The sequence below is a fragment of the Sphingobacterium paramultivorum genome, from assembly GCF_014109745.1.
In the GTDB taxonomy this organism is placed as follows: domain Bacteria; phylum Bacteroidota; class Bacteroidia; order Sphingobacteriales; family Sphingobacteriaceae; genus Sphingobacterium; species Sphingobacterium paramultivorum.
Genome location: NZ_CP058555.1, coordinates 3,406,723 through 3,430,164 on the forward strand (window position 1 = coordinate 3,406,723; position 23,442 = coordinate 3,430,164).

General features: G+C 37.5%; 18 protein-coding genes. 6 read left to right on the top strand and 12 right to left on the bottom strand.

The window, feature by feature from the left end:
• Positions 1 to 3: 3 nt before the first annotated feature.
• From HS960_RS14465 to HS960_RS14480, 4 genes are all read right to left on the bottom strand, one after another.
• On the bottom strand, positions 4 to 1,593 hold the full coding sequence (locus tag HS960_RS14465) for a thiol-activated cytolysin family protein (protein WP_182329754.1): 1,590 nt from the start codon (positions 1,591 to 1,593) through the stop codon (positions 4 to 6).
• Between the two features lie 37 nt (positions 1,594 to 1,630).
• Entirely contained in the window at positions 1,631 to 2,491 is an 861-nt protein-coding gene (locus HS960_RS14470; RefSeq protein WP_153846957.1) for a thiol-activated cytolysin family protein, read from the bottom strand.
• Positions 2,491 to 3,069, bottom strand: a complete 579-nt coding sequence (locus tag HS960_RS14475; RefSeq protein WP_153846958.1) for a hypothetical protein — start codon at positions 3,067 to 3,069, stop codon at positions 2,491 to 2,493. Before HS960_RS14475 ends, HS960_RS14470 begins: the two co-directional genes overlap by 1 nt.
• Before the next feature lie 393 nt (positions 3,070 to 3,462).
• Complete coding sequence (locus HS960_RS14480; protein ID WP_182329756.1) at positions 3,463 to 3,909, bottom strand: nuclear transport factor 2 family protein; 447 nt, start codon at positions 3,907 to 3,909, stop codon at positions 3,463 to 3,465.
• Between the two features lie 218 nt (positions 3,910 to 4,127).
• On the opposite strand from HS960_RS14480, the gene HS960_RS14485 reads away from it, so the two are divergent.
• The 4 genes from HS960_RS14485 to HS960_RS14500 all read left to right on the top strand — a co-directional run bounded on the left by HS960_RS14485 (position 4,128) and on the right by HS960_RS14500 (position 7,545).
• Positions 4,128 to 4,463 carry a hypothetical protein gene (locus HS960_RS14485; RefSeq protein WP_228280020.1) on the top strand — a complete coding sequence of 112 codons (336 nt, stop codon included), beginning with the start codon at positions 4,128 to 4,130 and terminating at the stop codon, positions 4,461 to 4,463.
• A 261-nt stretch (positions 4,464 to 4,724) separates the two neighbouring features.
• Complete coding sequence (locus HS960_RS14490) at positions 4,725 to 5,630, top strand: alpha/beta fold hydrolase (RefSeq protein ID WP_120335520.1); 906 nt, start codon at positions 4,725 to 4,727, stop codon at positions 5,628 to 5,630.
• Between the two features lie 90 nt (positions 5,631 to 5,720).
• The gene (locus HS960_RS14495; RefSeq protein ID WP_153846964.1) at positions 5,721 to 6,578 is read left to right on the top strand and encodes a helix-turn-helix domain-containing protein; all 858 of its coding nucleotides are present in this window, start codon (positions 5,721 to 5,723) and stop codon (positions 6,576 to 6,578) included.
• A gap of 100 nt (positions 6,579 to 6,678) precedes the next feature.
• Positions 6,679 to 7,545 carry a hypothetical protein gene (locus HS960_RS14500; protein ID WP_202883686.1) on the top strand — a complete coding sequence of 289 codons (867 nt, stop codon included), beginning with the start codon at positions 6,679 to 6,681 and terminating at the stop codon, positions 7,543 to 7,545.
• A 462-nt stretch (positions 7,546 to 8,007) separates the two neighbouring features.
• On the opposite strand, the gene HS960_RS14505 is transcribed toward HS960_RS14500, so the two are convergent.
• The 3 genes from HS960_RS14505 to HS960_RS14515 form a co-directional block, all read right to left on the bottom strand.
• Positions 8,008 to 8,454, bottom strand: coding sequence for a nuclear transport factor 2 family protein (locus HS960_RS14505; protein ID WP_159729578.1), 447 nt, complete (start codon positions 8,452 to 8,454; stop codon positions 8,008 to 8,010).
• Positions 8,455 to 9,756: 1,302 nt separating this feature from the next.
• Positions 9,757 to 10,182 carry a hypothetical protein gene (locus HS960_RS14510; protein ID WP_182329758.1) on the bottom strand — a complete coding sequence of 142 codons (426 nt, stop codon included), beginning with the start codon at positions 10,180 to 10,182 and terminating at the stop codon, positions 9,757 to 9,759.
• Between the two features lie 499 nt (positions 10,183 to 10,681).
• Complete coding sequence (locus tag HS960_RS14515; protein WP_182329760.1) at positions 10,682 to 11,128, bottom strand: nuclear transport factor 2 family protein; 447 nt, start codon at positions 11,126 to 11,128, stop codon at positions 10,682 to 10,684.
• A 221-nt stretch (positions 11,129 to 11,349) separates the two neighbouring features.
• Here HS960_RS14515 and HS960_RS14520 point away from each other — a divergent pair, with 221 nt between their 5' ends.
• A complete protein-coding gene (locus tag HS960_RS14520) occupies positions 11,350 to 11,958 on the top strand; it encodes a hypothetical protein (RefSeq protein WP_182329761.1) in 609 nt (202 codons plus the stop codon).
• A gap of 89 nt (positions 11,959 to 12,047) precedes the next feature.
• Here HS960_RS14520 and HS960_RS14525 read toward each other — a convergent pair whose 3' ends face one another.
• From HS960_RS14525 to HS960_RS14540, 4 genes are all read right to left on the bottom strand, one after another.
• Positions 12,048 to 12,356: a hypothetical protein gene (locus HS960_RS14525; RefSeq protein ID WP_182329763.1), complete on the bottom strand. Its 309-nt coding sequence runs from the start codon at positions 12,354 to 12,356 to the stop codon at positions 12,048 to 12,050.
• Positions 12,357 to 12,673: 317 nt separating this feature from the next.
• The gene (locus HS960_RS14530) at positions 12,674 to 19,408 is read right to left on the bottom strand and encodes a SpvB/TcaC N-terminal domain-containing protein (RefSeq protein ID WP_182329765.1); all 6,735 of its coding nucleotides are present in this window, start codon (positions 19,406 to 19,408) and stop codon (positions 12,674 to 12,676) included.
• A 78-nt stretch (positions 19,409 to 19,486) separates the two neighbouring features.
• Positions 19,487 to 19,666 carry a hypothetical protein gene (locus HS960_RS14535; RefSeq protein ID WP_182329767.1) on the bottom strand — a complete coding sequence of 60 codons (180 nt, stop codon included), beginning with the start codon at positions 19,664 to 19,666 and terminating at the stop codon, positions 19,487 to 19,489.
• A gap of 678 nt (positions 19,667 to 20,344) precedes the next feature.
• Positions 20,345 to 20,791, bottom strand: a complete 447-nt coding sequence (locus HS960_RS14540) for a nuclear transport factor 2 family protein (RefSeq protein WP_182329769.1) — start codon at positions 20,789 to 20,791, stop codon at positions 20,345 to 20,347.
• Between the two features lie 218 nt (positions 20,792 to 21,009).
• Here HS960_RS14540 and HS960_RS14545 point away from each other — a divergent pair, with 218 nt between their 5' ends.
• Complete coding sequence (locus HS960_RS14545; protein WP_182329771.1) at positions 21,010 to 21,768, top strand: type 1 glutamine amidotransferase domain-containing protein; 759 nt, start codon at positions 21,010 to 21,012, stop codon at positions 21,766 to 21,768.
• Between the two features lie 136 nt (positions 21,769 to 21,904).
• Here HS960_RS14545 and HS960_RS14550 read toward each other — a convergent pair whose 3' ends face one another.
• On the bottom strand, positions 21,905 to 23,386 hold the full coding sequence (locus HS960_RS14550) for a calcineurin-like phosphoesterase C-terminal domain-containing protein (RefSeq protein WP_182329773.1): 1,482 nt from the start codon (positions 23,384 to 23,386) through the stop codon (positions 21,905 to 21,907).
• Positions 23,387 to 23,442: the final 56 nt, after the last annotated feature.

Consider the following 23,442-nt stretch of genomic DNA (forward strand, 5'->3'; position numbering starts at 1 on the left):
AATTTAATAGATAGTAATAAAAAATGGACTCGACCTTAAGTTATAATTTAATTGATAATCTGTTGCTTCCCAATATCGTCTGGGTTCATCCGGCATGGGTTCGGGGCCATTACTTTCATAAGAGGAGAATTCGGTCCCCACAACCAGTCTGTTCGAAAGATTAATATTTCTTAGTTTTAAGAGGTCGGAGCTGCTCTGGCAATCCATCAAAATTTCAGGCCAATTGTTTTGATTGGGCGTATAGATACATTTATTCTCATATTTTTGCACCTCAAAATAGATGTCAGTATAGGGATAAGCAGGTTTAGTCTTTTCTCTATCCTTAAAGAAGTTTAAAACAATATTCGCCCTAGAACGATAATTGTTGCTTGATGCGTCCGGTTCATAGACACTATTCTCTCTGTTTACTTTTACATACAAGGGCTCCACAAATGACGTATTTACAAATTCTGTTTCAACCAATTGATGTGTATTTGCATCTGAAAATGAACACGCAATAGGAACACCAAAACTTGTTTCGGTAAACTTCGAGTTGTAAATCAAATTCAGAAAATAAGAATACCCTTTAAAAGTCTGTACCGTATAATCGCTATCCGCTCCCATAATAAGGACTTTAAACGATGTCTCGTCAAAAAATTTCCTTTCCTCTGTTGTTAAAGTTTCTGTTTTGTTATAGAAGATTCGGTCAAATTCTTTTCTTATACACGTTTCGGCAAACTGATACTCTTTATCTGTTTCGATAACAAGTATTCCCATTCTGCCATAAGTAACTGAGTTAACATAAACAGGTGGTTCACCAGAAGTACCTTGGATCGGCTGATCTGCTAGTGGTGCTATATCCATATTTACAGTAAAACTACCCTGAAAGAATTTCACATAAAGTCCGGTAGACTGCAATATTTTGTGAGATTCCGTACTGCTGTTCTCACTCTTCGAGGAGAACAATCTTTGTGTATTGACGTCGGTACCAAATGCCTCTTTGATCTCATCATAAAAAGTAAAACGCCTATATTGAAACATAAATTTTTCGTTCTGCTTAAAACTTCCACCAATAGCCATTTCTTTGACGTAATCATCCAGCTTAGAGTATGTTGGATTTGTAATGATGCGGCTTGTCGGCTTAGGGGTAGTGTGAGTCAAGCTCATTGAAACTGTTATCGGTTTTCTATTCGCAAGGAAAATAGGATTATAGACCTGTTTGGATATACTATTCCCTTCCAAAATCGCCCCTGGAAAAATAAAGTTTTTTCCCTGATACAACATCGCTTCAGTACTTTTTACCGTATGTCTTTTTGAGAAAAAAGCTTCGTCCTCAGGTGTCATCCCTGCTATAGACGCTTTCTTTACAAAAAGAGCGTTACTTTGGTTATTTTTAACATTTGATTCAGAACGGCTACTGTATTCCCGTGCCATGACTTTATATAAAGAATCACCTTGATAAGCATATGACGAGTCTATTTTGATTTGATATGGCTTGCGTACACTCGCATTCGGCACCTGACTATTCTCGGTATGAATGGATAGATTATCCTTGTTACATGATGCAATTATGAAAAATATAAGTGCACCACAAAAGGTCCTGAAAACTTTCATGATTAAAAAATAGGTTAAATAAGAAACAAAAAAATGGTTAATATGAATTATAAAAAATTTGGTGATTCTTTAAATAAGCGGCCTTATACGCAATAGGATCTCCGTAATTGTTTACATCCAACGTTGTATCAATATAATTTATTAGTTGTTGCAATAGTTGTCCGGCACTGAAATCTAAATCACTGTGACGCCCTCCAAGGAAAGCAACATGATAATTGCAGTTTGCGAGAACGGCTCTTTCTTTATCAGCAAGCTTGTTCCCTTTAAGCTGAGCGGATAACGCTTCTTTGACCAATGTACCAGCTAAGTCCGATTCGACGATAACAACGGCCTTTCTTCCGAAAGAAAGTGTATTGATATAAATGAGGTCATTTATATCGTATTTATTAAGAAGCTCTTTATTTGTGTTAAAAGTTCCTTCGGCAGGTAAGTCCATATCTACTGTAAAAGCAATCTTTTCCATATTGATAGCCAGTAATGTCCGTGGTTTCTTTGCCGTTTCGGTGATGGAGAACCAACTTGCCAGATCAATCTGCTGTCCAAAATAAAGAGAAACATCATTATAGCCATTCAATTCTTTTATATCAAATGAAAAGCGCCTGTTATCCGAGCGTTTCCCTTGTAGAGCCTCTTCAATTGCTTTGTAAAATGATGTCTTTTCGGTTTTTATGACTTTACTCTTAACATTTAAACCGCCAAAATTGACGACAATATTATCTAATATGACATTCAGAACCGGGGGGATCGGAGAATTGATTGTATGCTTTTCCAATACTGCTCCGACATATAATTCTTCAGGTGATTTAACCGTTATGAGGGTTGACTTCTGTTCTTGACTCACGGCAATCTTTGAAAATCCGGTTCCTAAAAAGAGAAGTAGTGTGATGTATTTAATCATTATTTGGTATTATTATATAGTAAGTCAATTTTCAGCCAAATAAAATCTGTATTCTCAGCATTTTTAGACAACAGGTGATCATAAGATTTTAGATTATATTCTTGCCCTATCAAAAAATTCTGTGATGACTGAGTAACACTTTTCTTTGAATAAAAGCTCATGCTGAGCACAAAATCTGTTTTGTTCTTTTTCGCGCCGATTAGCTTCCACGATGATTCGTCGCTATCCTGGAGATAAAGATCATCCTTCTCCCATTTTGACTTGTAGCGCTCTGTAATACCATATTGTTTAATGAGGATTGTGGAGTCCTTTTCAACGATAATTTCTTTAGGTATTGACAGATCAACACGATCCTCAAAGTACTTTTTTATTTCCGATTCCTCCAGAGAAGACGCTGCACTGGAGGAGGTGATCTTTTGAAAATCAAGCACCTTTTTTGAATCTAGCTTCAACTTCAAATCATTCGTTTCTATCGGTGGATCTACAGGTGGCTTCACAACGCCATTTTCCTTTTTACAGGCAGCAAGCAGAAGAAACACCATGGCATAAATACTAAAATACTTTATATTACTTTTCATATATATTATTCTATTTAAAAAAAATTACTACAAAATCATATTTAATTAAAAAAACCTACAACGAAAGCAAACATACTACATATTCGATAAAAAATAACATAAAGAGAAATCAACTACACAAAAGTGTTCAAAAAGAAGAAAATTAAAGATCAATAAACCAATAATTTCACAATAGTTATCTATTACATCAAATAACGACAAAAAAAAACATAATTAATAATAAACACCAAAGAAGTAAAAAACTACTTTACATACAAAAGTTGAGGTAAAGCATTCAATTAACGTCAAACCCTTTTGACGTAAAAAAGCCACATCTCACGACGTGGCCTTAATAAACATATGATTCACTAGTGGTTTGTCTTTTAATACTGGCAAACCACCAGTGGTAAAATTCTATTTATACGAATTGATTGATTTGGATACTTTCCAGTCATTGCCCACACGCTCCAAAGTAACTAAATCTGTTTTGGTGAAGTTTTCAAATTTCAAAGTCACTTTAGCGACCATATAGTCTGCCGATTCCTCGATGATATCTGTGCTTACTGTACAGTTTAGCTTTTCGCCTTTTTGCTTTTTCAAGGATTTAACCACTTCCCTACGGCTATTAGACTGCACATTGGTAGCTTGGATTTTTTGATTGAAATCATTAGCGAATAACTGCTGTACACCTGCCGATTCTCCCTCAGTCGTTACCGCAACATAGTGCTCTAAAGCGAAATCTGCAGTAGAAAGGTTAATATTAGCTTTTGTTGCTTTTGCTCCAGGCCCTTCAGCTGCCATAGCAAATGTAGATACTGCGATTAAAGCTGCTGCTGAGAATGTTTTTACTAGAGTTTTCATAATGTCTTTATTTTATAGTGTTAGTTCTGTTGTTCTTATTTGTTGACTCAAAACTACGACACAATAGGCTCTTAGCCTATCGGCTTTAGACTAACGATCGGGAAAACTCGGTGAATGGCGGAAATGGGGAGATGAAAGTTATCATTTGAATTAACGATTCAATGAAGCTATAGACTCCGAGATAGATAATTCACTTTAAAATTTCATTATCTTAGCGCATGTGGACACCGATATCAATTTACAAAATAGAACTTCTTATTTTGCAGGCAGAACTGACAATGGATTATAAAGCTTTAAACCTTTGGAATCTCATCAAAGTAACTCCTCATAAGTGGCAAGAAAAATCATTTGGAGATGAAAGTGGGGGCTTTTGGGTGGTTGCTTTATTTGGAAATCAAATAATTTACTACAATGACATCGAAGATGGCTTTAATATATCACTGTTTGAAATCTACGGCGTTATTGATCAATACTATTGTAACCAATCTGAATTGACCGTCCCCATTAATTATTTAGTTTCACAGTTAAGTCAAATCCCAGACAAGATTATTTAGGATAATAAACCGTACTAAATAAAAATAGATAAACCATAAAAAAGCCACATCTCTCGACGTGACCTTAATAAATAGATGATTTACGAGATCAGCCTTGGTAAGAACTTCAAATTTCAATATTACCTTGGATTCACGGCTATTACCCTTAAATTCTTTATTAGGGAAAAAAGTACAATACATATCCACCACTATCCATTCCTTTCGAATTAAGCTGATTATATCTTTGTATCATAACTTTTAAACAATTTAAACATTAAAAAAATGAAAACAATTATTGCAACAATCAGCTTAGTGATGACTTTATTGAGCACTTCTATTTTTGCTCAAGGGAAAAGAGTACCAGCTTCTGCCGGAAGAGCAGAATACATCGAAGTAGAAAAGGGAGTAAAGCTCCATGTAACCGACCTTGGCGAAGGTAAACCTATCGTATTGATTCACGGTTGGCCATTGAGCGATGAAATGTACGAATACCAATACCAATATCTATCCCGCAGAGGATTCAGAGTGATTGGAATTACACTTCGTGGTTTTGGAAAATCAGATAAACCTTACGGAAAATATGATTTTGATGTTTTTTCCGATGATATAAAAGTGGTTCTGGAAAAACTGGACATACAAAATGCTACGCTTGGAGGGTTTTCGCTCGGTGGCGCAGTGGTGCTGCATTATGTAACAAAATATAACTCCGCCCATATAAGCAAGCTAGCGCTGTTTGGGGCGGCAGCACCATCGTGGAAACAGCGGGAAGGTTTTCCTGACGGATTGCCGAATGAAGTGGTACAAGGATTGATAAACGCAACCAAAACACAAAGAGAGGATCTAATCGCAAGTTTCGGTGCAGGCTTCGTGGCGAAAGAGGGCAATATCTCTAAAAACGTAGAAAAATGGTTGGAGAATATCAACTTGCAGGCCTCTCCTTATGCCATGACAGAATCGATCACCGCACTCCGCGATTTGGACCTACGCCCCCAGCTTTCAAAAATCAATATTCCTGTAACCATCTTTCAGGGAGTGTATGATAAAAACTGTCCGCTTGTTTGGGCCGAACAATTACAGAAAGGCATAAAAAATGCAACGCTTATCCGCTTTGAAAACAGCGGTCATGCCTTATTTGTCGAAGAAATGGAAAAATTCAATACTGAGCTGGAGAAATTTGCAAAATCATGATGAATTGCAAAACAGGAGAGCAAGAATATTATGTTCTCCTGTTTCTATTTGAACTGAGATTTGTATTTTTAACCCCATTAGTTTACCAATATGGCAAGTGAAAAAGTATTTCGAAACGACCTAAAAACCATAGGACTTATATCGTTGCATGAAGAAAATGTCGATTCCATTAATGGCGCGGGTTATAAACAATACATAAAAGTACTGCTTCTTTCAATGGGAACTGAGTTACAGGTTGATCTTACTGAATATTCCGTAAAACAGCCCTCCCTGTTCTTTATAAGCCCCAATCAGCATCTGCATATAAAGAAGCTCGGACAAGAAGAGGGACACTTCATTTTTTACAACCGCAACTTTTATTGTATCCAGATACATGATGAGGAAGTAGCCTGTAACGGATTGCTGTTCAGCAACATTTACAATATGCCGATGGTGGAATTGGACAGTGGCGAAATTCCTTTCTTTAGCTATATTTTCGGACAGATGACGGATGAGTTCGGATTGAACGATACCTCGCTGGAAGAGATGCTTCGTACCTATCTCAAACAATTGTTCATCAAATCTGCACGATTGTGGAAAAAGCAAAATCTCGATAAAGAACTTACTGAACAGAACAGCGACCTGGAGTTTTTCAGGAAGTTTACCTTGTTGGTTGACGAACATTATAAAGAAAAGCACCATGTTGCCGATTATGCCGAGCTGCTGTTTATGGCTCCAAAAACGATTAGCCATAAATTTAAAAGGCTCAATCTGCCACAGCCTAATGATGTGATAAAGAACAGAATTCTGTTAGAAGCAAAACGGCTGCTGGTACATACCAATCTGACGGCAAAAGAGGTTGGCTATGAACTGGGATATGAAGATCCAGCATACTTCAGCAGGCTATTTGTGCAGAAATCAGGTGAAACGCCATCAGCATTCCGGGCAAAATTTCTTGCCATAAATTAAATTCAGTCTTTTTTGTAAATTCAGTCTTTTTTGCTCCAAAACAAAATTCAATATGATAAGCAGATTTTTTACTTACTTATTTTTTTCTCTTATTATCCCGATGGCTCTTCGCGCGCAAAGTTCAGAGAGCCGGTCCTTGTCAGCATTGGCAGAACGAATAAAACCGGCACCGGACGAAGTTTTCAACAAATTTCGCGAAGCAGGGATGCAGCCTGTGGATCATGTACTGACAGCCAAAGAAAAAGACAAGGTCGCAAAGGCCTTTAACATGCTGTCGCCGCTGCATAGTAAAATTCTGAAACAACATCTGCACAGTATAAGTTTCATGGATAATATGCCCAACACGGCACTTACATCCCCGGTTGAAACAGCCGATTCAACCCAAAAATTCAACATCACTTTTCGTGCAGAAATTATTAATGAAACTGTTTCCCAATGGGCCACATGGAAGGAGAATTCATACTACACATTTCCTGAAGACAGCGGACTGAAGGTAACGATAGATGCCGGCGAGCTGGACGCTATGGTGTACGTATTGCTTCACGAGGCAACGCATGTAGTGGATGCGGTGCTGGCTCTTACACCTCACTCCTTCGAAAGTGATACAGTTGCGGCACCTACAGCATTTACCCGGGGTATCTGGCATGCCGCGAATGTGCCCGAGAAAGCGTTCATTAGCCCTTTGCTGGCAACCGCACGCTTCCGGAGCGGAAAGCAGGTGTCAGTTTCTGATGCACCTAAAATTTACAAAGAGCTTCAAAAAACACCCTTCGCGTCACTTTACAGTACAGCTGCATGGTTTGAAGACCTCGCTGAGCTAGTGGCTATCTATCATTTGACAGCAAAGCTAAACCAGCCGTTTCGGGTATCCGTAAAACAGAACAGCAAAGAAATCATGAGTTTTGAACCGATGAAAAGTAAGCTGGTAAAAAAGAGGCTGGAGCAGCTGAAGGTATTTTATGATTAGCGGTCCTTCATGATTAATCCCGAGTTGTAAGCTCTGGTTGATAATCAAAGGATGTTTCAAATGTTTACTAGTACAACCTGTACTTCACTAAGAGCGTAAGCTTTTTGAATTAAAACTGCAGTTAGTAAAAAATTATAAAACTATTTTGAACTGGCTATTGTTCTTATAATACAAAACGGCTACAAGCTACCTTTCGAAAGAAAGGTTCAACATAAAAATTGGCGTCGTACAGTGAAAATCCAATAGTCTTTAAAAACATTGGATGACGAAACAAAAAAAGAGGAAACGATAGGAAACATAAAAATTACTGTACAAGTAAACGCTAAGAGAAAGGGTCTGATGAGAATCAGGCCCTTTTGACATAAAAAAGCCAGATCTCGCGACCTGGCCTTTAAACTAAACTTAAACATATGATTCACTAGTGCTCTACCTATAGCTTCGCAGAGCAATAGTTCTTGAGATTTATTTATATGAATTAATTGATTTGGATACTTTCCAGTCATTAGCCACACGCTCCAAGGTAACTAAGTCCGTTTTGGTGAAATTTTCAAATTTTAGAGTCACTTTAGCTACCATATAATCTGCAGATTCTTCGAGGACATCAATGCTTACTGTGCAGTCTAGTTTTTCGCCTTTTTGTTTTTTTAAGTATTTAACTACTTCGCTACGGCTGTTAGATTGCGTATTGGATGCTTGGATCTTTTGATTAAAATCAGCTGCAAATAACTGCTCTACACCTGCTGATTCGCCCTCAGTCGTTACCGCAACATAATGATCCAAAGCCAAGTCTGCTGTGGAAAGGTTAACGTTTGCTTTTGTTGCTTTTGCTCCAGGTCCTTCAGCTGCCATAGCGAATGTAGATACTGCGATTAAAGCTGCTGCTGCAAATGTTTTTACTAGCGTTCTCATAATGTCTTTATTTTATTGTGTTAGTTCTGTTGTTCTTATTTGTTGACTCAAAACTACAACACAATACGCTCCTAGCCTATCGGCTTTAGACCAACGCTCAGGAAAACTCGGTGAATGGCGGAAATAGAGAGGTGAGCCTGCTTCGTATCAGATTCGTACCACGTTCGGATCAACTACAGATATTGTACAGACACCCAACAGACCTTGTCCAGTCTCTGAACAGGGAAAAACTGGTCAGAGACTAGTCAACAATAGAACCCTCCCCGACCTAATCCGAATGCTGTACGAAGCAGGTACGAACAAGACCCCTATAAAAGTTATTTAAACCCATCCTCGAATAATAGATTTTCATAATTGCTAAAATCAGAATTTTATATTTTACAACATGGACAAACAGAACCCGCTAACCATAATAGTCCAGGCCGAACTATAGTGATCGATCGATGTTGAACGGATGAGCCCAGCATTCTCTTTACAAAAGTGCAGGTCTGAATAAAATTACTAATTATTGGGGAATCAATTTATAAGCTTTCGCCATAGCTGAGTTATAGAAAACTAGCCGTTTTCAATCATCCTGACTTTCAATCAAATCTCTAATGCTATTCGACTGGTCAATTATTTTTAGCCAATTTTCTTTTGCAAATTCCTCTTTCATGGTAAATATCCTGTTATAAAAAAAATCACTCCAATAAAACTATTTCAAATCGACAACTGTTCTTACTATACAAAACGGCTACAAGATACCTTTCGAAAGAAAGGTTCAACATAAAAATTGGCGTCGTACAGTGAAAATCCAATAGTCTTTAAAAACATTGGATGACGAAACAAAAAAGAGGAAACAATAGGAAACATAAAAATTACTGTACAGATAAACGCTAAGAGAAAGGGTCTGATGAGAATCAGGCCCTTTTGACGTAAAAAAGCCAGATTCATAAAATCTTAATATTTTTCACAAAAAATAATTCGTCATTTTTTTAGCATCGATTTTATTATCATGCAAATATTGGAAAAAGCAAAAGGGAAAACCATTGCCCAAAAATCTCTATTATTATGATACTTCTGAACAAATACAAACAGATCCCCGCCATTTATCTGCCAAAGCAGGAGCATTAAAAAGATATAGGCAATCAGAAAAGATAGTATATAGCTAACATATTCTTTCAGCGAGCGTACCAGCCTGTTAAATAAAAAGACAAACGATATCATGATAAAAAACGTAGCTCCCTGAAGAATAAAATATTGAAAAAAAGATTAACTTGATATGCTTTAACTAGATTTTGATGGTAATATAATTTATCCTATTTAATCCGATATCTTCCAATCAGCCTTTTCATAAAAAAAACCACAGGTATCATCCAAAACAATATTGATCTTATTTCCAACTTTGTTTATTTCTAGCTCATTTGAGACAGTCCCACCTGAATTGCTTAAAACTAATACTGTTCTAAAAAACTCATATTCTATACGATACTCTCCATTTCCCCAGTAAGGACTTCTATATTTATTTTCATCAAGCAAAGTAAGCATATCATCCCTATTCGGTAAATCCCCCATAGCAGTACATTCGTGATATTTAAAATAATATTTCCCTATAATCATCGAATGAGTAATTAACCGTGAATATACAATTGCCAAAACCACTAAAAATACAATAAATAAGAATGGCCAATTTTTAGTTTTTTTCACTCTTAAACCGACATTATACTGATGATCATTATTGAATTGCATAAATTAAAACATGTTAATATGGTCAATTATTGCTCACAGTACCTATAGGTTTTTTGATCAGAAAGCCTGTTTAGATATAATCTTCTTTCGCCATAATAGCTATCAATCCGGTTAATTACAGCGATTGGGGAGTCAATAACCAGCCTGCTATAGATGGTATCATTCCGTACGAAATTATACGTATCATTAAACACAAGGATATCCTGTAGGTCACTATTATCGCCACAATTTTTCCAAATGGAATTTGTTAAACTCTTGTTTTTACAAGAAAAAAGCAAAAAGCTTGGCCCCAAAATAACAAGGAGAAATTTTAGTCTCATCGTAAAACTACTTTGCATAATATGTACTCTAGCAATAATACATAATTTTCTAAAATATTTCAGCTTCCAATTTTGCAGAGAAGATTTCTGCTTTCTTCGGAATTGAAAATAACATAAAACAGAAAAAGCCACATCTCACGACATGGCTTCACAACTTATATATTTGTAAGGGATGGCTCCTATTTATACGAACTGATCGATTTGGAGACTTTCCAATCATTACCCACACGCTCCAAGGTAACGAGATCAGTCTTGGTAAAGTTTTCAAATTTCAACGTCACTTTAGCGACCATATAGTCTGCCGATTCCTCGATGATATCAGTATTTACTGTACAGTTTAGCTTTTCGCCTTTTTGTTTTTTCAAGGATTTAACCACTTCACTACGGCCGTTAGACTGCGTATTGGAAGCTTGGATCTTTTGATTAAAATCAGCTGCAAATAACTGCTCTACACCTGCTGATTCGCCCTCAGTCGTTACCGCAACATAATGCTCTAAAGCCAAGTCTGCTGTGGAAAGGTTAATGTTAGCTTTTGCTGCTTTGGCTCCAGGTCCTTCAGCTGCCATAGTGAATGTTGATATTGCTATTAAAGCTGCTGCTGCGAATGTTTTTACTAAAGTTTTCATAATGTCTTTATTTTATTGTGTTAGTTTTTTAGTTCTTATTTGTTGACTCAAAACTACGACACAATAGGCCCTTAGCCTACGGGCTTTAGACCAACGATTGGGAAAACTCGGTGAGTGGCGGGAATGCGGAGGAGAAAGTTAGCAGTAGGTTTTTATTTAAAAATAATATTAAATTTAGATCTTTACTGATAAAGCATTCAGTCTTAAATTCTTCTCAAAATATGGTTAATAAAAATGTTATTAGTAAACTATCAGATAGAGAACTCGAAAAATATATAGAACCAGATAGTCGATCTGTTTCAAATGCTGTAAAATATGCCTACGAGATTCTACAGGAACGTGGGCGAACTTTTACTCCTTCCGAAACAGCACGAATCGAAGCTTTAATTGCCAAAAAAAACGATAGTGAAAAAGTAGTGGACGAAGGATGGGACAAAGGGCTCACAGAGGACGTAAACGCTATTGAACTATATACAAATACACTTATTTGGATGCTTTCCGTAATATTTGGTGTCTTTTTTGGTGGTGTACTTCAAGTGCTAAATTTCATAAAAATAAAAAATATAAAAGGAGCTGTTATTACTGCTTTTTATAGTATTATCTATATAGGCATTCAACTAGTTATTATAAATTATATTCGAAATAATTATCCTGAAATGAGCCAGAATATATTTTATGTTAACTTTATCCTTTCGGGCATAGGTGCAACGGGTCTATTTTTTATCAGACAACAAATGTTTCCTAATAATCTACAGTACAGAGCCAAATCTTCCATTGTACCATTAATTGCATCATTAGGAATTTCTATTGCGCTATTCTACTTGCTTTAAAATAAGAAAAAAAGAAGCCACCTTTTTTCCGTTAAAAAAAATCATAGTCTTCAACTATTAAAACAAGTAGTAAAATACTAACAAGTGTATTAAGTTGATTTCATATAACATTGTAATAAGGCGATAAGAATCAAAATATTAGTAGCAATAAAACAATATGCAAGCCACTTAATTTTAAAGCCATAATAAAATAATCCCAGTATCCATGGGTTCGAAAAAAGATATATTCTAAAAATTTGAAAACCATCAAATTTATGCCCTAAGTGAAAAAAATCAGCCAATAACTGACTAAAACATCCTTTAATTTCCTGATGTTCTATTGCGATAAAATTCATCACAATTAAACAGACATAAGTCAGAACATAAATACCCGGAACAACTTTTTTATTAATTTCCACTTCTTAAATATTTATTAATTTGTACGTTATAAAACTTTAAAACACAGCCTATACATCACCTTACCAGAGTATATATGAATTAGCTAAGTTATTTTACTTAATATACTAGAAAACATTACGATATAATAACTGACAATTTATATAAAAATCGGTTCGATACATTCTCATTTATTACACAAAGCTATTTAAAATTTTCAAAAATTTATTCCTTTATCTGCTAAACGAACAATAATAACTTATTATAGATAAAATATCACTTTCGATGGTGAATATAAAAGGGGGGAATTCTTTCCCCCCTTTAGCGATATAATTATTTTTTAAAGACTTCCACCGCCTAAATATTTATTTGTTCTGATATCATAAAACTTAAAAATGGTATAACCAACTCCTCCATGTACTGGGATGTGAACTCGCGTTTCATTGATTCTGACCCCCATACCGGCTGAGTTTCCATTCATTTTGTCATAGTTATATTTAACGTCTCCAAGCATTTTTGAATAATTTTCAAACTCTTTCCCTGTCGCGTATATATGTGTCCCGACTAAAGTCTTAATATTGATAATCTTTTTAAAGGCAGACAATTTAAACTTAAATAAATCTTTGAAAAAGTCTCTTACCCCCACTGCATCTGTAGGAACTGTCCCAATAATACCAGCCGTTTGCTTTAAATATTCAGCATATTTATCTAATAAATCACGATTCTGCTTTACATACTCGTTAAATTCATTTTGCGACAATTTTTTACTTGATTGACTTGAATATTGATCCTGCTGCTCAGAACGTTGCCAGTCAATACTATGCATCGCATGATTAAGTCCCGAAACAATGCCCCCTATTAATACTCCCTGCCAGAAATTACCTCCAGTCAACTCGGCACCTACTCCACCTGATATTGCACCAAAACCTATCATTCCATAGGTACTTTGCGAAAATTGACCTAGTCCGATACCATTCATAGCCTTCCCCCATCCATAGGCTCCTAAACTACCAAATACACCGGAAGCTGCCGAACTCAAGAAATTCTGTCCCTGTACCAGCCCTAAAACCCCTTGTGACAGACCATGGGCACCAGCTTGCAATAATGCATTCCCAAAAGTACTTGCTGCAGCCTTAAAGATCGAACCAATACCGAAGGTAATTGCCCCAGAAACCGCTCCAAAGAGAGTAGCCTTCAGTGCTCCACCCAAATTCCACATACCAATATTTCCCGAAACTGCAAGGCCAACTGTATAAGCGGCAAGCCCTATCGCAGCTCCGATAAATATAGCTTTTATCAATGGTATAGCTAGGAGACCAAAGAAAAACTCACCACTCGGGTCATTGTACATCAGTGGATTATTTAATACATACCCATATTTATTGTAGTTCTGCGTATTAAACATATCTTGAATATGCTCGTCTGCATTTAAAAACCTTCTCAAAAAGGGATCATATAGACGACCATTCATATGGATAATTCCAACCATGGCAAAATGTTCATGTGATGTATATCCTCGGTCCAAAAGCTGCATATTACCTTGAGTCAAATTACCCCAGGCATCAAAATGCCGCTCTTCCAACAATGTTCCTCCTGAATCACTGATTGCCAAAATACTTCCCAAATAATCTTTGTGCAAAAATTTATAAGATGCAGCACTCTCTGAATAATCTTTCAGACAGACAATGTTACTTTCGTAAGGTGTATTGCCGATATAGATCAAATGTTTTTCCTGCCCCGTACTATTATTACGGATTACTTCAAAACTTCCATCGGCACTGTAGTATTTTGTATATTGACCTTCCCATTGTGAATTCGCCGCATTGTCAATCTCTGTTCCGGCAGCTTTTCCTCCATAGCTGACCATTTGTCGCATTTCACAAAGTCCATAACCAAACCGTACATCGCCCTGTTGACCGCTGATAAATATTGGATCGTTGTTTTCATTATACACCACCCGCTGAATCAAATCATTACTATAAAGCTGTTTTCCATCGGTACTCAGCTTGATACTCGAAGGGCGATAGATTTTTGCGGTATTGCCAAATTGAACAGTTCCAATATTATCGATCGTAGTAATACGCCCTTGATTGTCATATACGTTGGAAGAACGACTTCCGTTTTTTGGATTTGTCCAATCAATGAGACGGTTATTGCCATCATAGGTAAAGGTTTCTGTCAAATTAATAGTTCCTGTCCGTATCCTTTCATTCAATTCATTACGCGTAACATCGAAGGTATACTGCATATTCAGAATGTCTTGATGGGACTGTTGCTGCGTATTTTTAAGAAGATCCTGCTCATTGTAAGTATTTTTTATGTTAGTATACCCCAAGCGAGAACGTACAATTTTACCGCTGGCACTGTTTTCCTGCCTACGCCATAGCTCTTCCCCTGTTGTCTTATTGACAATCTTTTGCAGAAGACCACTCCACTCTTCATAGACATGCTGAATCACAGCAATTGTCTCGACCGTACCTGATTTCAAACTCTTCACATAAGAAATCACCCGCGATTTATCGTCATAGAGAATCTCCCGCTGCGCATAAATACGACCAAAGCTATCCTCCGTCTTGGTCAATAGTCGGCCATAAGTATCGTAAGTAGAAGTAATCTTAAATGTTTTACCTTTTGATGTACCTGATTGTGTCAGCAAAAGGCCTTTCGTATTGTAAGCATAATTGATCACCTTGTCTGTCACTCCTACAACAGTCGATTTTTCAATCTGCTGCGTCAGCTGTCCTTTTGTATTATAACGGTATTCTTTATACCCCTTTGGACTAATTTCTTTCGTCACCTGTCCTAGACCATTATAGGTATAGGAGTAAATACCATTGGAGGGGTCATCAAACTTGGACTTGCGTCCCCAGGCATCGTACTCTGTTTTTACAATATTCGTCCCATACTTGGCAGAAAGCTGTTGCCCTGCGGCATTAAAGGTAAAGCTAATGATGCCGCCCTTATCTTCTGAACTGACAACATTACCCAGCGGATCCATGGTTTTCTTACTTGTGCGCACATAACCATTGACTTCTTCCGTTATCGCAACCCGTCCGGACTGTTTAACACGCATCTGCTTTCCATGAAATGATGTCGCCGTGACTACGCTTGGAAATACACTGTCATTGTAACTAATGGTGTTCCACTTTGGATCAAATCCATCGCGATGCGGTTCGGACTCCTGAACTTTTCGACCTAATTCGTCATAAGCTGTCAGTACAGAGATACGCGTGTCGGTATCAGCTTCAACCCAATAATCAAAGCCACCAGCTTCTACTATGTATCCTTCGCTATTAAAACCTCTTTTTCTAACCTTGACCTCTTGTCCTAGTTTATTTATAAATGTTGCAATGGTCATTCCTATAGGTTGAAATTCACTGATTTTGGTACCCCCATCATCCATTTTTTCATAGGTGAAGGTAGTAGTCCCACCTAACGTGGTTTTAGCACTCAATGTTTTGCCCCAGCCATCGTAGGTATTTGTTATCTTGTCACCCAATGGATCTGTTTGAGTAAGTACCAATCCCCAATCATTGTAGGTAATGACAGTTGCCAATCCCAGATTATCAGTTTTTTTGACCACAAACCTTCCTTTGGGATCGTATTGTGCCTGTTCGGTTTCTGTTAGTGCATCAGTGCTATTGGAAAGAACCTTTTTAGTGACATTGCCAAAACCATCATAGGTATATTCTTCTTGTATCCAGGCTGTATTACTTTTATCGTATGTTTTCTTGGTAGAAAGCAAATTACCTAGATAAGTATATTCCTCTTTAATAGACCTAACATCTGCATAGGCATTGATCGTTTCTATTTTGCTCGCTGCCCGACCGATATAATACTCTTTTCCCACACCTGCTGGATTATGACTGTAGGCCAGTACAGTATTGACTGTCGAAAAATTAGTATTGATGACAGCAGTGGTCGTTGTAGGAAGCATATAATCCCCATAAGTAATACTGTTCTCTTCAACAATATTCTTAAGAAAATCTTTGCTCACTATTTTAATCGGCACTATTGCTGTTACACCTTTTGATGGGGTCGACCGCTTATATTCGATAGACTTAAACGATAATAATTTTGTATTGGACACCGAAACATCAACAGGAAAAATAAGATTATCATCATTCACGCTACGTACGCTCCATTCCTTTATAGGTAAGCCCTCATTCAGTGGATCCATCTCCGTTCCGTTCCATAATTTGGTCGTTTTGAGAAGGTCCGTATACCAAGTTGATCTCGCAGATTTTCTGAAACCGATCATGCCTTTACCAAGTACATTGGTTACAAAGCCACGGTATTTAAAATCTTGCTTTCTGTTTCCTTGTTTTAATTGCGAAACTACGAATGTCTTTGACATACGCTCTAATTCTACGTAAGGAAAGATCTCCTTTTTTGTTTGGGCATAAAATCCTGGATTTACTTTAGGATCAAGTTCAGCATATTTCACCTCCGTAACGACTCCGCCCTGATTAATAGAAGCAATGTAGCTTTCATCTGCAACGCTGTAATGGCTATATTTAACCAACCGACCCTGTCTAAAGACCAAAATATTTTCATTAAAATTATTGATCCTAAAATCGCCAACAATGGGAGAAAAATGTATCAGAGGAGCACTCCTGGGGGCGAAAAATGATGCATACCCTTTAACTTCTGTCCAATAATTATTGTATTCAGCAGGATACCAATCCATTTTATAACTACTCCGGCTTTTCAGTGTACTGCCGTCGATATTTGTGGGTACAAAGATCACATTCCCATTGGCATCCATCCCTTTATTCTCATGATATAAAATCATAAATTTGGTGGTGGTACCATCTTTATTGTCGGCAAGAATATGAGAATAAAATGCGACAAAATCGGCTTTTCCATCTTTGTTAAGATCTTGCACAAAATATTGTCTATTGATAAAGCGCGAATGCGTCTTTCCGTTGAATGTCAAATTCTCCTTATACAACTCAAAATTGGGCAGATTCTGTAGTTTAAATCCAGCACCTGTGGAAATATACAATTTCCATTGACGGCTATCGACGGCTTGCGGAACCAACAAATCGGTCTTCCCATCGCCGGTGAAATCGCCTACTACAGCACGGTGTCTTAACCCTTCAATAACGACATTTGCATATAGCGAAGTGCTTGTGATATAATTTCCTGCGGTATCTCTTTTGAAAACAGTCAGATTGGGCTTACCTAGGCTATCAAAAGTAATAAAATCTACACATCCGTCGCCATTAAAGTCGCCCTGCAGAACAGTACCTCTAAAAAAATTGGCTGTAGATGAGCCTACATTAAACATCGATATTAATTTGGTTGAGTCTGTTTCACTAGGCCTGACCATTAGATATCGATAGCTGATCTGCTGCTTAATTTCCATATAAGGCAAACCACCACCTGGAGCAGAATTTTCCTCCTCCCATTGCATATCATCATACAGGACGAAAATCAGTTCTGAAAGGCCATCACCGTCTACATCAATTTCTTTGACCTCCTCTATCGTGGTGTTGAGCCAGTAGCCTACTTCATTGGGATGTGCGTAATCCCTTAAAATAGTATTATCATATTGATCCGCAGGTATCGTTCGGATAAACTCCTCTTTCAGCTGCCGTTCATTAGTAACACTATCGACCTCAATAGAATATCCTTTAATCACGAGATCTTTACGCCCAGGTTCCAAGCTAGTTGTCGACGCTATAGTTTCGTAAATGAAAAAGCCCTGTTTGGTCAGCATTTCGCCTGCGCTATTTCTCAAATTGAATACCTTAGCCCTTTTCAATTGATCGCGGGTCAAAATTGAGCCGACAAGCACCTGTTTTGGCCTTTCATCATCAAATACGCTCCCAAAATGATAAATGCCTGCCGGATGGCTTACAGGTTGTGTACAGACAGACTCCCAATATCCCGCCTGAGAATCATTGTCACCAGAACTGCTCCCTCCAGGATGGTAAACCTCTTCGTATTTAAGACATTCCTGAAAAGCATCCACATACTTAATAATATCGATCTTTCCATCACCATCAAAATCGCCATAAAGTATATCCGGAGATGTATCGTTAGAAATCCAAGTTTGCTTCCACCCTCCTGCAACAGACTTTTTGTAATCGAAGATAACAGGAGTAGCAGCCTCTCCTTTGCTATTTAACTCAGTAATGGATTTCAGAAATTGATAATGATTTCCTTTGTTATCTTTTTCATACAACATATTGTATGTTTTGAAAACAACGCCATTGGCTTTAACCTGGATGCTGGTCAATAAATTGGTCTGTATAAAAAGTTTCCCTTTTACATAGGATGTTTCTCGGAGTGCCCTCGGCGCATAACTAAATGTAATACTGTTAAAGTGTGCAGTTCCAAGATCTTCATTTCCGCCCCATTCGATACGATCGATCACGGCCACATTATTCCCTTGTATATAGCTATACAAAATTGAATTTCCTTGGGGATCTATCCATTTTATAATATTGTATTCCATTTGGGTTCTGGCATCTGCATTCAGTCCATACCAAGCCTGGGAACCGTCTTCAAAAGTCACTTCAAAATGGGCCGGTCCATTTTTTTCTACATTTTGTCCAACAGACTTAATTTTTATATTTGAATATTTCTCAGTGACATATGTTGCGGCATCTTTACCATAGGAGCCAGACTTTAAAATCAGCCTTTGACCATTTAACATATAGTAATCAGCATAGTCAAATTGAATAGACCTTATATCATTATCTTTATCAATCGTACGCCCCATTCTGGATATACTTGTTATGCCAGAAACTGTCCATCCATAACCAGCGATTCCATTTCCTGATCCGCTACTATAGTTCAAATTGATTTGAGGGGCCACCGTTTTAATTCCGGGAGGAAGTGCAATGGGCAAGGTATATTGCAACTGCCCATTTGAATTCACCTCAATTGTACCCTTGGTATCTTGAAATGGCGCCGTGCTAACATTATCGCTTGGACCGGTAAAAGCCGCTTTTACCTGTATATCCGAACTAACCTTAGGCAACACGTTATTTGTTGATTGAATGGCAAATCCTTCTGATGCAATCTCATTTACCGATTGCGATGATTCATTTAAATTTTTCATGTTTTTATTTTTCTTTAAGCTATCTATTGGATTCGGTCAGTTTAAACGACTTTATTCCAATATCCTGGCTTATATTTTTTAGTTTACTTTAATTACTTCTCTGCGAATCTGGTTGCCCGAATCATCATACTGAAATACGAGATCAGAATCTGATGGAGCAGCTAATGCATTAATTTGCATATCTGGTTTTACGGATATTTGTTGTAAAAATTCAGTTTTACTTTCTATCGCTCCAATTTGCTCGTCATACTTTTTCATAAATTTTTCTAGTTGTTTATATTTTATTTATTCACAAACGCAAGTCCTTTTCTTGTCCCAAGAAGCTCGCTATACCTAAATTTGACAACAGTTTTTTCGGTTCCAACTCGTTTTATACACATCACAAGTGATGTAGCTCCTTTAGTGATTCCGAAAAATCAAGTGTTCCGAAACTCAGTTACCCTTTCTGTAACTAAACCTTTCTCTTACAGTTCTCACTAGTCCATATTACCTCCTATTCTTGTTTGATAATTAAGTATCATTTGTCCAGGAATAATTATCCCTTCAATCGTAATGCTAAATTAATTAGTAAAAAACAGAAGCTATGATAAAGAATACGTTATGTTTTCGGTATAAGAGAGAAACCGAAAACTCTGCATGATATGAGCTGCCAACTACTATGGAATCTAGTTTAAAGGGCCATAAACCGGTATGTAAACTCTTTCAAATCGGTCATTATTAGGAAGACAAAAACAGGAACAAGTTATCCTTCGAGAGAAGGTACCAACATAAAAATTGGTGTAATGCAGTGAAAAATCCAATTGTCGTTAAAACATTGGAGGATGAAACAAAAAAGAGGAAACGCAAAAAAGCCACATCTCACGACGTGGCCTTAATAAACATATGATTCACTAGTGGTTTGTCTTTTATTATTGGCAAACCACCAGTTGCGAAATTCTATTTATACGAATTGATCGATTTGGATACTTTCCAGTCATTGCCCACACGCTCCAAGGTAACCAGATCAGTCTTGGTGAAGTTTTCAAATTTCAAGGTTACTTTAGCGACCATATAGTCTGCCGACTCCTCGATGATATCAGTGCTTACTGTACAGTTTAGCTTCTCTCCTTTTTGTTTTTTCAAGGATTTAACCACTTCGCTACGGCTGTTAGACTGCGCATTGGAGGCTTGGATCTTTTGATTAAAATCTTCGGTAAATAACTGCTCTACTCCTGCTGATTCGCCCTCTGTTGTTACCGCAACATAATGCTCTAAAGCCAAGTCTGCTGTAGAAAGGTTAATGTTAGCTTTTGTTGCTTTTGCTCCAGGCCCTTCAGCTGCCATAGCAAATGTAGATACTGCGATTAAAGCTGCTGCTGCGAATGTTTTTACTAGCGTTTTCATAATGTCTTTATTTTATAGTGTTAGTTTATCTGTTCTTATTTGTTGACTCAAAACTACGACACAATAGGCCCCTAGCCTACTGGCTTTAGACTAACGCTCAGGAAAACTCGGTGAATAGCGGGAATGGAAAGGTGAATTTTAATTTTGTGATGTAGGTCACGGTAAATTACTATACAAAATCGAGAAATTTGTTCCAACAAAAAGAAAATCACAGCAATATGAAAGCAAAGCAACTCTTTAGGCAAATAGGAATATTTTCGGCTTTATTCATCCTAGTAGTAACGCATTGCTATGCAACAAGCCGAAAACCAAAAATTTTATTTGTAGTGACGAGTCACGATACAAAAGGCAATACAGGCGAAAAAACAGGTTATTATCTCGGTGAAGTCTCACATCCATGGGAGGTTTTAACAGCTGCTGGATATGAGATTGATTTCGTTAGCCCACAGGGTGGAAATCCACCTGTGGATGGATTTGACCTAAATGATCCCGTTAACAAAAAATTCTGGGAGGATAAATACTACCACAATAAAATCACCCATTCGCTCAAACCTTCTCAGATAAAACCTGAAGAATATAAGGCCATCTTCTACGCCGGAGGACATGGTGCGATGTGGGATCTGCCTCTCGACTCGTCAATCGCAAAGATTGCCAGCAAGATATACGAGGCAAATGGCGTTGTCGCAGCTGTATGTCATGGTCCTGCTGGCTTAATCAACATCAAACTGAGCACCGGTGAATATTTGATAAAAGGAAAAAAAGTCAATGGCTTTAGCAATGAAGAGGAAGACCTTGTAAAGCTCAGCAATGTCGTCCCCTTTTTACTGGAAGATAGACTAAAGGCAATAGGTGGGATTTATGAAAAGTCCGAACCTTGGCAGTCCCATGTCACCATTGACGGCAGATTGATCACTGGCCAAAATCCTCAATCAGCTAAGGCTGTAGGCACGGCCATCGTCAAGGCATTAGGTAAATAAGGTATCCAAAAAAAGCCACATCTCTCGACGTGGCTTCTAAACTAAACTTAAAACATATGAAAACTATAGTATTCTTCTACAGTCAAGCCTACCCTTTTACATAAGCTTGTACATCTAGCAAGAATAATTTGTATAATTACTGCGAAAAAAACTCGGTAAATTCATTGTGAACTGAAAAACCATAGTTATCCTCCGCTTTAATTCGGATCACTTTTATGCTATCACCATTTACGTTTTGCAACGGAAATTCCCAAAGATGACCAGAGGCCCGCTTTCGTAAAGGATTCGCTGTGCTACCTAAAGTGGGATAGATTTTTTGATTATTTTTTTCGATGATATCGGATACAAAGGGATCTACACTTTTACTTTTCCGCATCTGGCCCCATTCTCCATCATTTATCTGTACCATGACATTCGTACTATCTGCCGCTCCAAAAACATTGGCTAGCAATACGCCTGCTCTAACAGCGATATGCATTTGTTTTTTGGCATCCTGATCCACGGCTTTGAACTGAAACGAATAGTTATTCTTTTTAATATTAATCACAAAATACCCCCTTGGGCTACCGCACAGCATCCTGGCGTCCGGAACTCCTTTGGCATCCTTCTCACCACGCCACCAGTTACCACAGGTAGCACCAGCACCCAATTCCTGTATCGCTTTATTATTAAAAAAATAACGATCCACCTGATGAGTATGTCCAGATAAAATCAATACATTTTTATAATCGGCCAACAATTGAAGTACGTCCATTCTATTTCGTGTAAAAGCCATAGGAATATGCTGACTAAGCACTACTAAAGCATCTTTTGGAATATAGGAAAGATCATTTTTCAAAAATGTCAACTGCTCATCAGTTAATCTTCCTTCATAAGAATTTTTGCCTGTAGCAAACACATTGTTTAACACGATAAAATGTACGTTACCATAATTGAAAGCATAATTATCAGCTCCAAAAACTGCATTGAATCGGTCGTTCATATGGTCCGGATTGGCAACGTTCCGATCATGGTTGCCGACCATTGTGTAGGATGACATCGGCAGCGCATCGATCATTTTCCCCACTTCAGGCAGAATCTCCATATTATTGTTGACTAAATCTCCCAGAACAAGATTAAAATCAATATCCTTCCTTCCTATAAGTTCGGAAAATATACTTTTGGCAGCAAATCCCAATTCCTCCTGATCGCTCACCTGCACATCTCCAATGGCGGCAATATTGAATTCGAGAGGGATATTCTTCCTCTTTCTTAATGGTATATCAAACACCAAAGTATCGGGAATAGTATGATTAGGATTGAGGTAATATGCATTTGCATTTCCTATTTTCTTTTCCTTTGCCCATACATATTCAGATGGAGTGATAGAAAAAATGGATTGACCAATCTTAGCTTCAAAGCTATATGCTCCGGTTTTATCGGTGCTTATCACATCAATACCATTTGACACCCGTATTTTAGAAAGCCTTTTTTCTCCTTTATCCAAAAGGCCATTGTTATTTTTGTCTTCAAAAGCATGTCCCTCAATCAAGACTTTCTTAGCTACTGCTACTTGGGCTGTGACCTTTATTACAAAAAGTAATCCCAAGATCCAGATAATGCTTATTTTTTTAATCATATTGTTCATTGCTGATAGATAAGTCACGGTCAGATAATTTTATACATCCGACCGTG

Bases quoted from the DNA above. Each gene is read 5' to 3' on its own strand.
- HS960_RS14530 (WP_182329765.1), bottom strand. From the start codon at position 19,408: ATGAAAAATTTAAATGAATCATCGCAATCGGTAAATGAGATTGCATCA.
- HS960_RS14470 (WP_153846957.1), bottom strand. From the start codon at position 2,491: ATGATTAAATACATCACACTACTTCTCTTTTTAGGAACCGGATTTTCA.
- HS960_RS14510 (WP_182329758.1), bottom strand. From the start codon at position 10,182: ATGCAATTCAATAATGATCATCAGTATAATGTCGGTTTAAGAGTGAAA.
- HS960_RS14500 (WP_202883686.1), top strand. From the start codon at position 6,679: ATGGCTCTTCGCGCGCAAAGTTCAGAGAGCCGGTCCTTGTCAGCATTG.
- HS960_RS14505 (WP_159729578.1), bottom strand. From the start codon at position 8,454: ATGAGAACGCTAGTAAAAACATTTGCAGCAGCAGCTTTAATCGCAGTA.
- HS960_RS14535 (WP_182329767.1), bottom strand. From the start codon at position 19,666: ATGAAAAAGTATGACGAGCAAATTGGAGCGATAGAAAGTAAAACTGAA.
- HS960_RS14495 (WP_153846964.1), top strand. From the start codon at position 5,721: ATGGCAAGTGAAAAAGTATTTCGAAACGACCTAAAAACCATAGGACTT.
- HS960_RS14540 (WP_182329769.1), bottom strand. From the start codon at position 20,791: ATGAAAACGCTAGTAAAAACATTCGCAGCAGCAGCTTTAATCGCAGTA.
- HS960_RS14475 (WP_153846958.1), bottom strand. From the start codon at position 3,069: ATGAAAAGTAATATAAAGTATTTTAGTATTTATGCCATGGTGTTTCTT.
- HS960_RS14465 (WP_182329754.1), bottom strand. From the start codon at position 1,593: ATGAAAGTTTTCAGGACCTTTTGTGGTGCACTTATATTTTTCATAATT.
- HS960_RS14485 (WP_228280020.1), top strand. From the start codon at position 4,128: ATGTGGACACCGATATCAATTTACAAAATAGAACTTCTTATTTTGCAG.
- HS960_RS14490 (WP_120335520.1), top strand. From the start codon at position 4,725: ATGAAAACAATTATTGCAACAATCAGCTTAGTGATGACTTTATTGAGC.
- HS960_RS14520 (WP_182329761.1), top strand. From the start codon at position 11,350: ATGGTTAATAAAAATGTTATTAGTAAACTATCAGATAGAGAACTCGAA.
- HS960_RS14480 (WP_182329756.1), bottom strand. From the start codon at position 3,909: ATGAAAACTCTAGTAAAAACATTCTCAGCAGCAGCTTTAATCGCAGTA.
- HS960_RS14545 (WP_182329771.1), top strand. From the start codon at position 21,010: ATGAAAGCAAAGCAACTCTTTAGGCAAATAGGAATATTTTCGGCTTTA.
- HS960_RS14515 (WP_182329760.1), bottom strand. From the start codon at position 11,128: ATGAAAACTTTAGTAAAAACATTCGCAGCAGCAGCTTTAATAGCAATA.
- HS960_RS14550 (WP_182329773.1), bottom strand. From the start codon at position 23,386: ATGATTAAAAAAATAAGCATTATCTGGATCTTGGGATTACTTTTTGTA.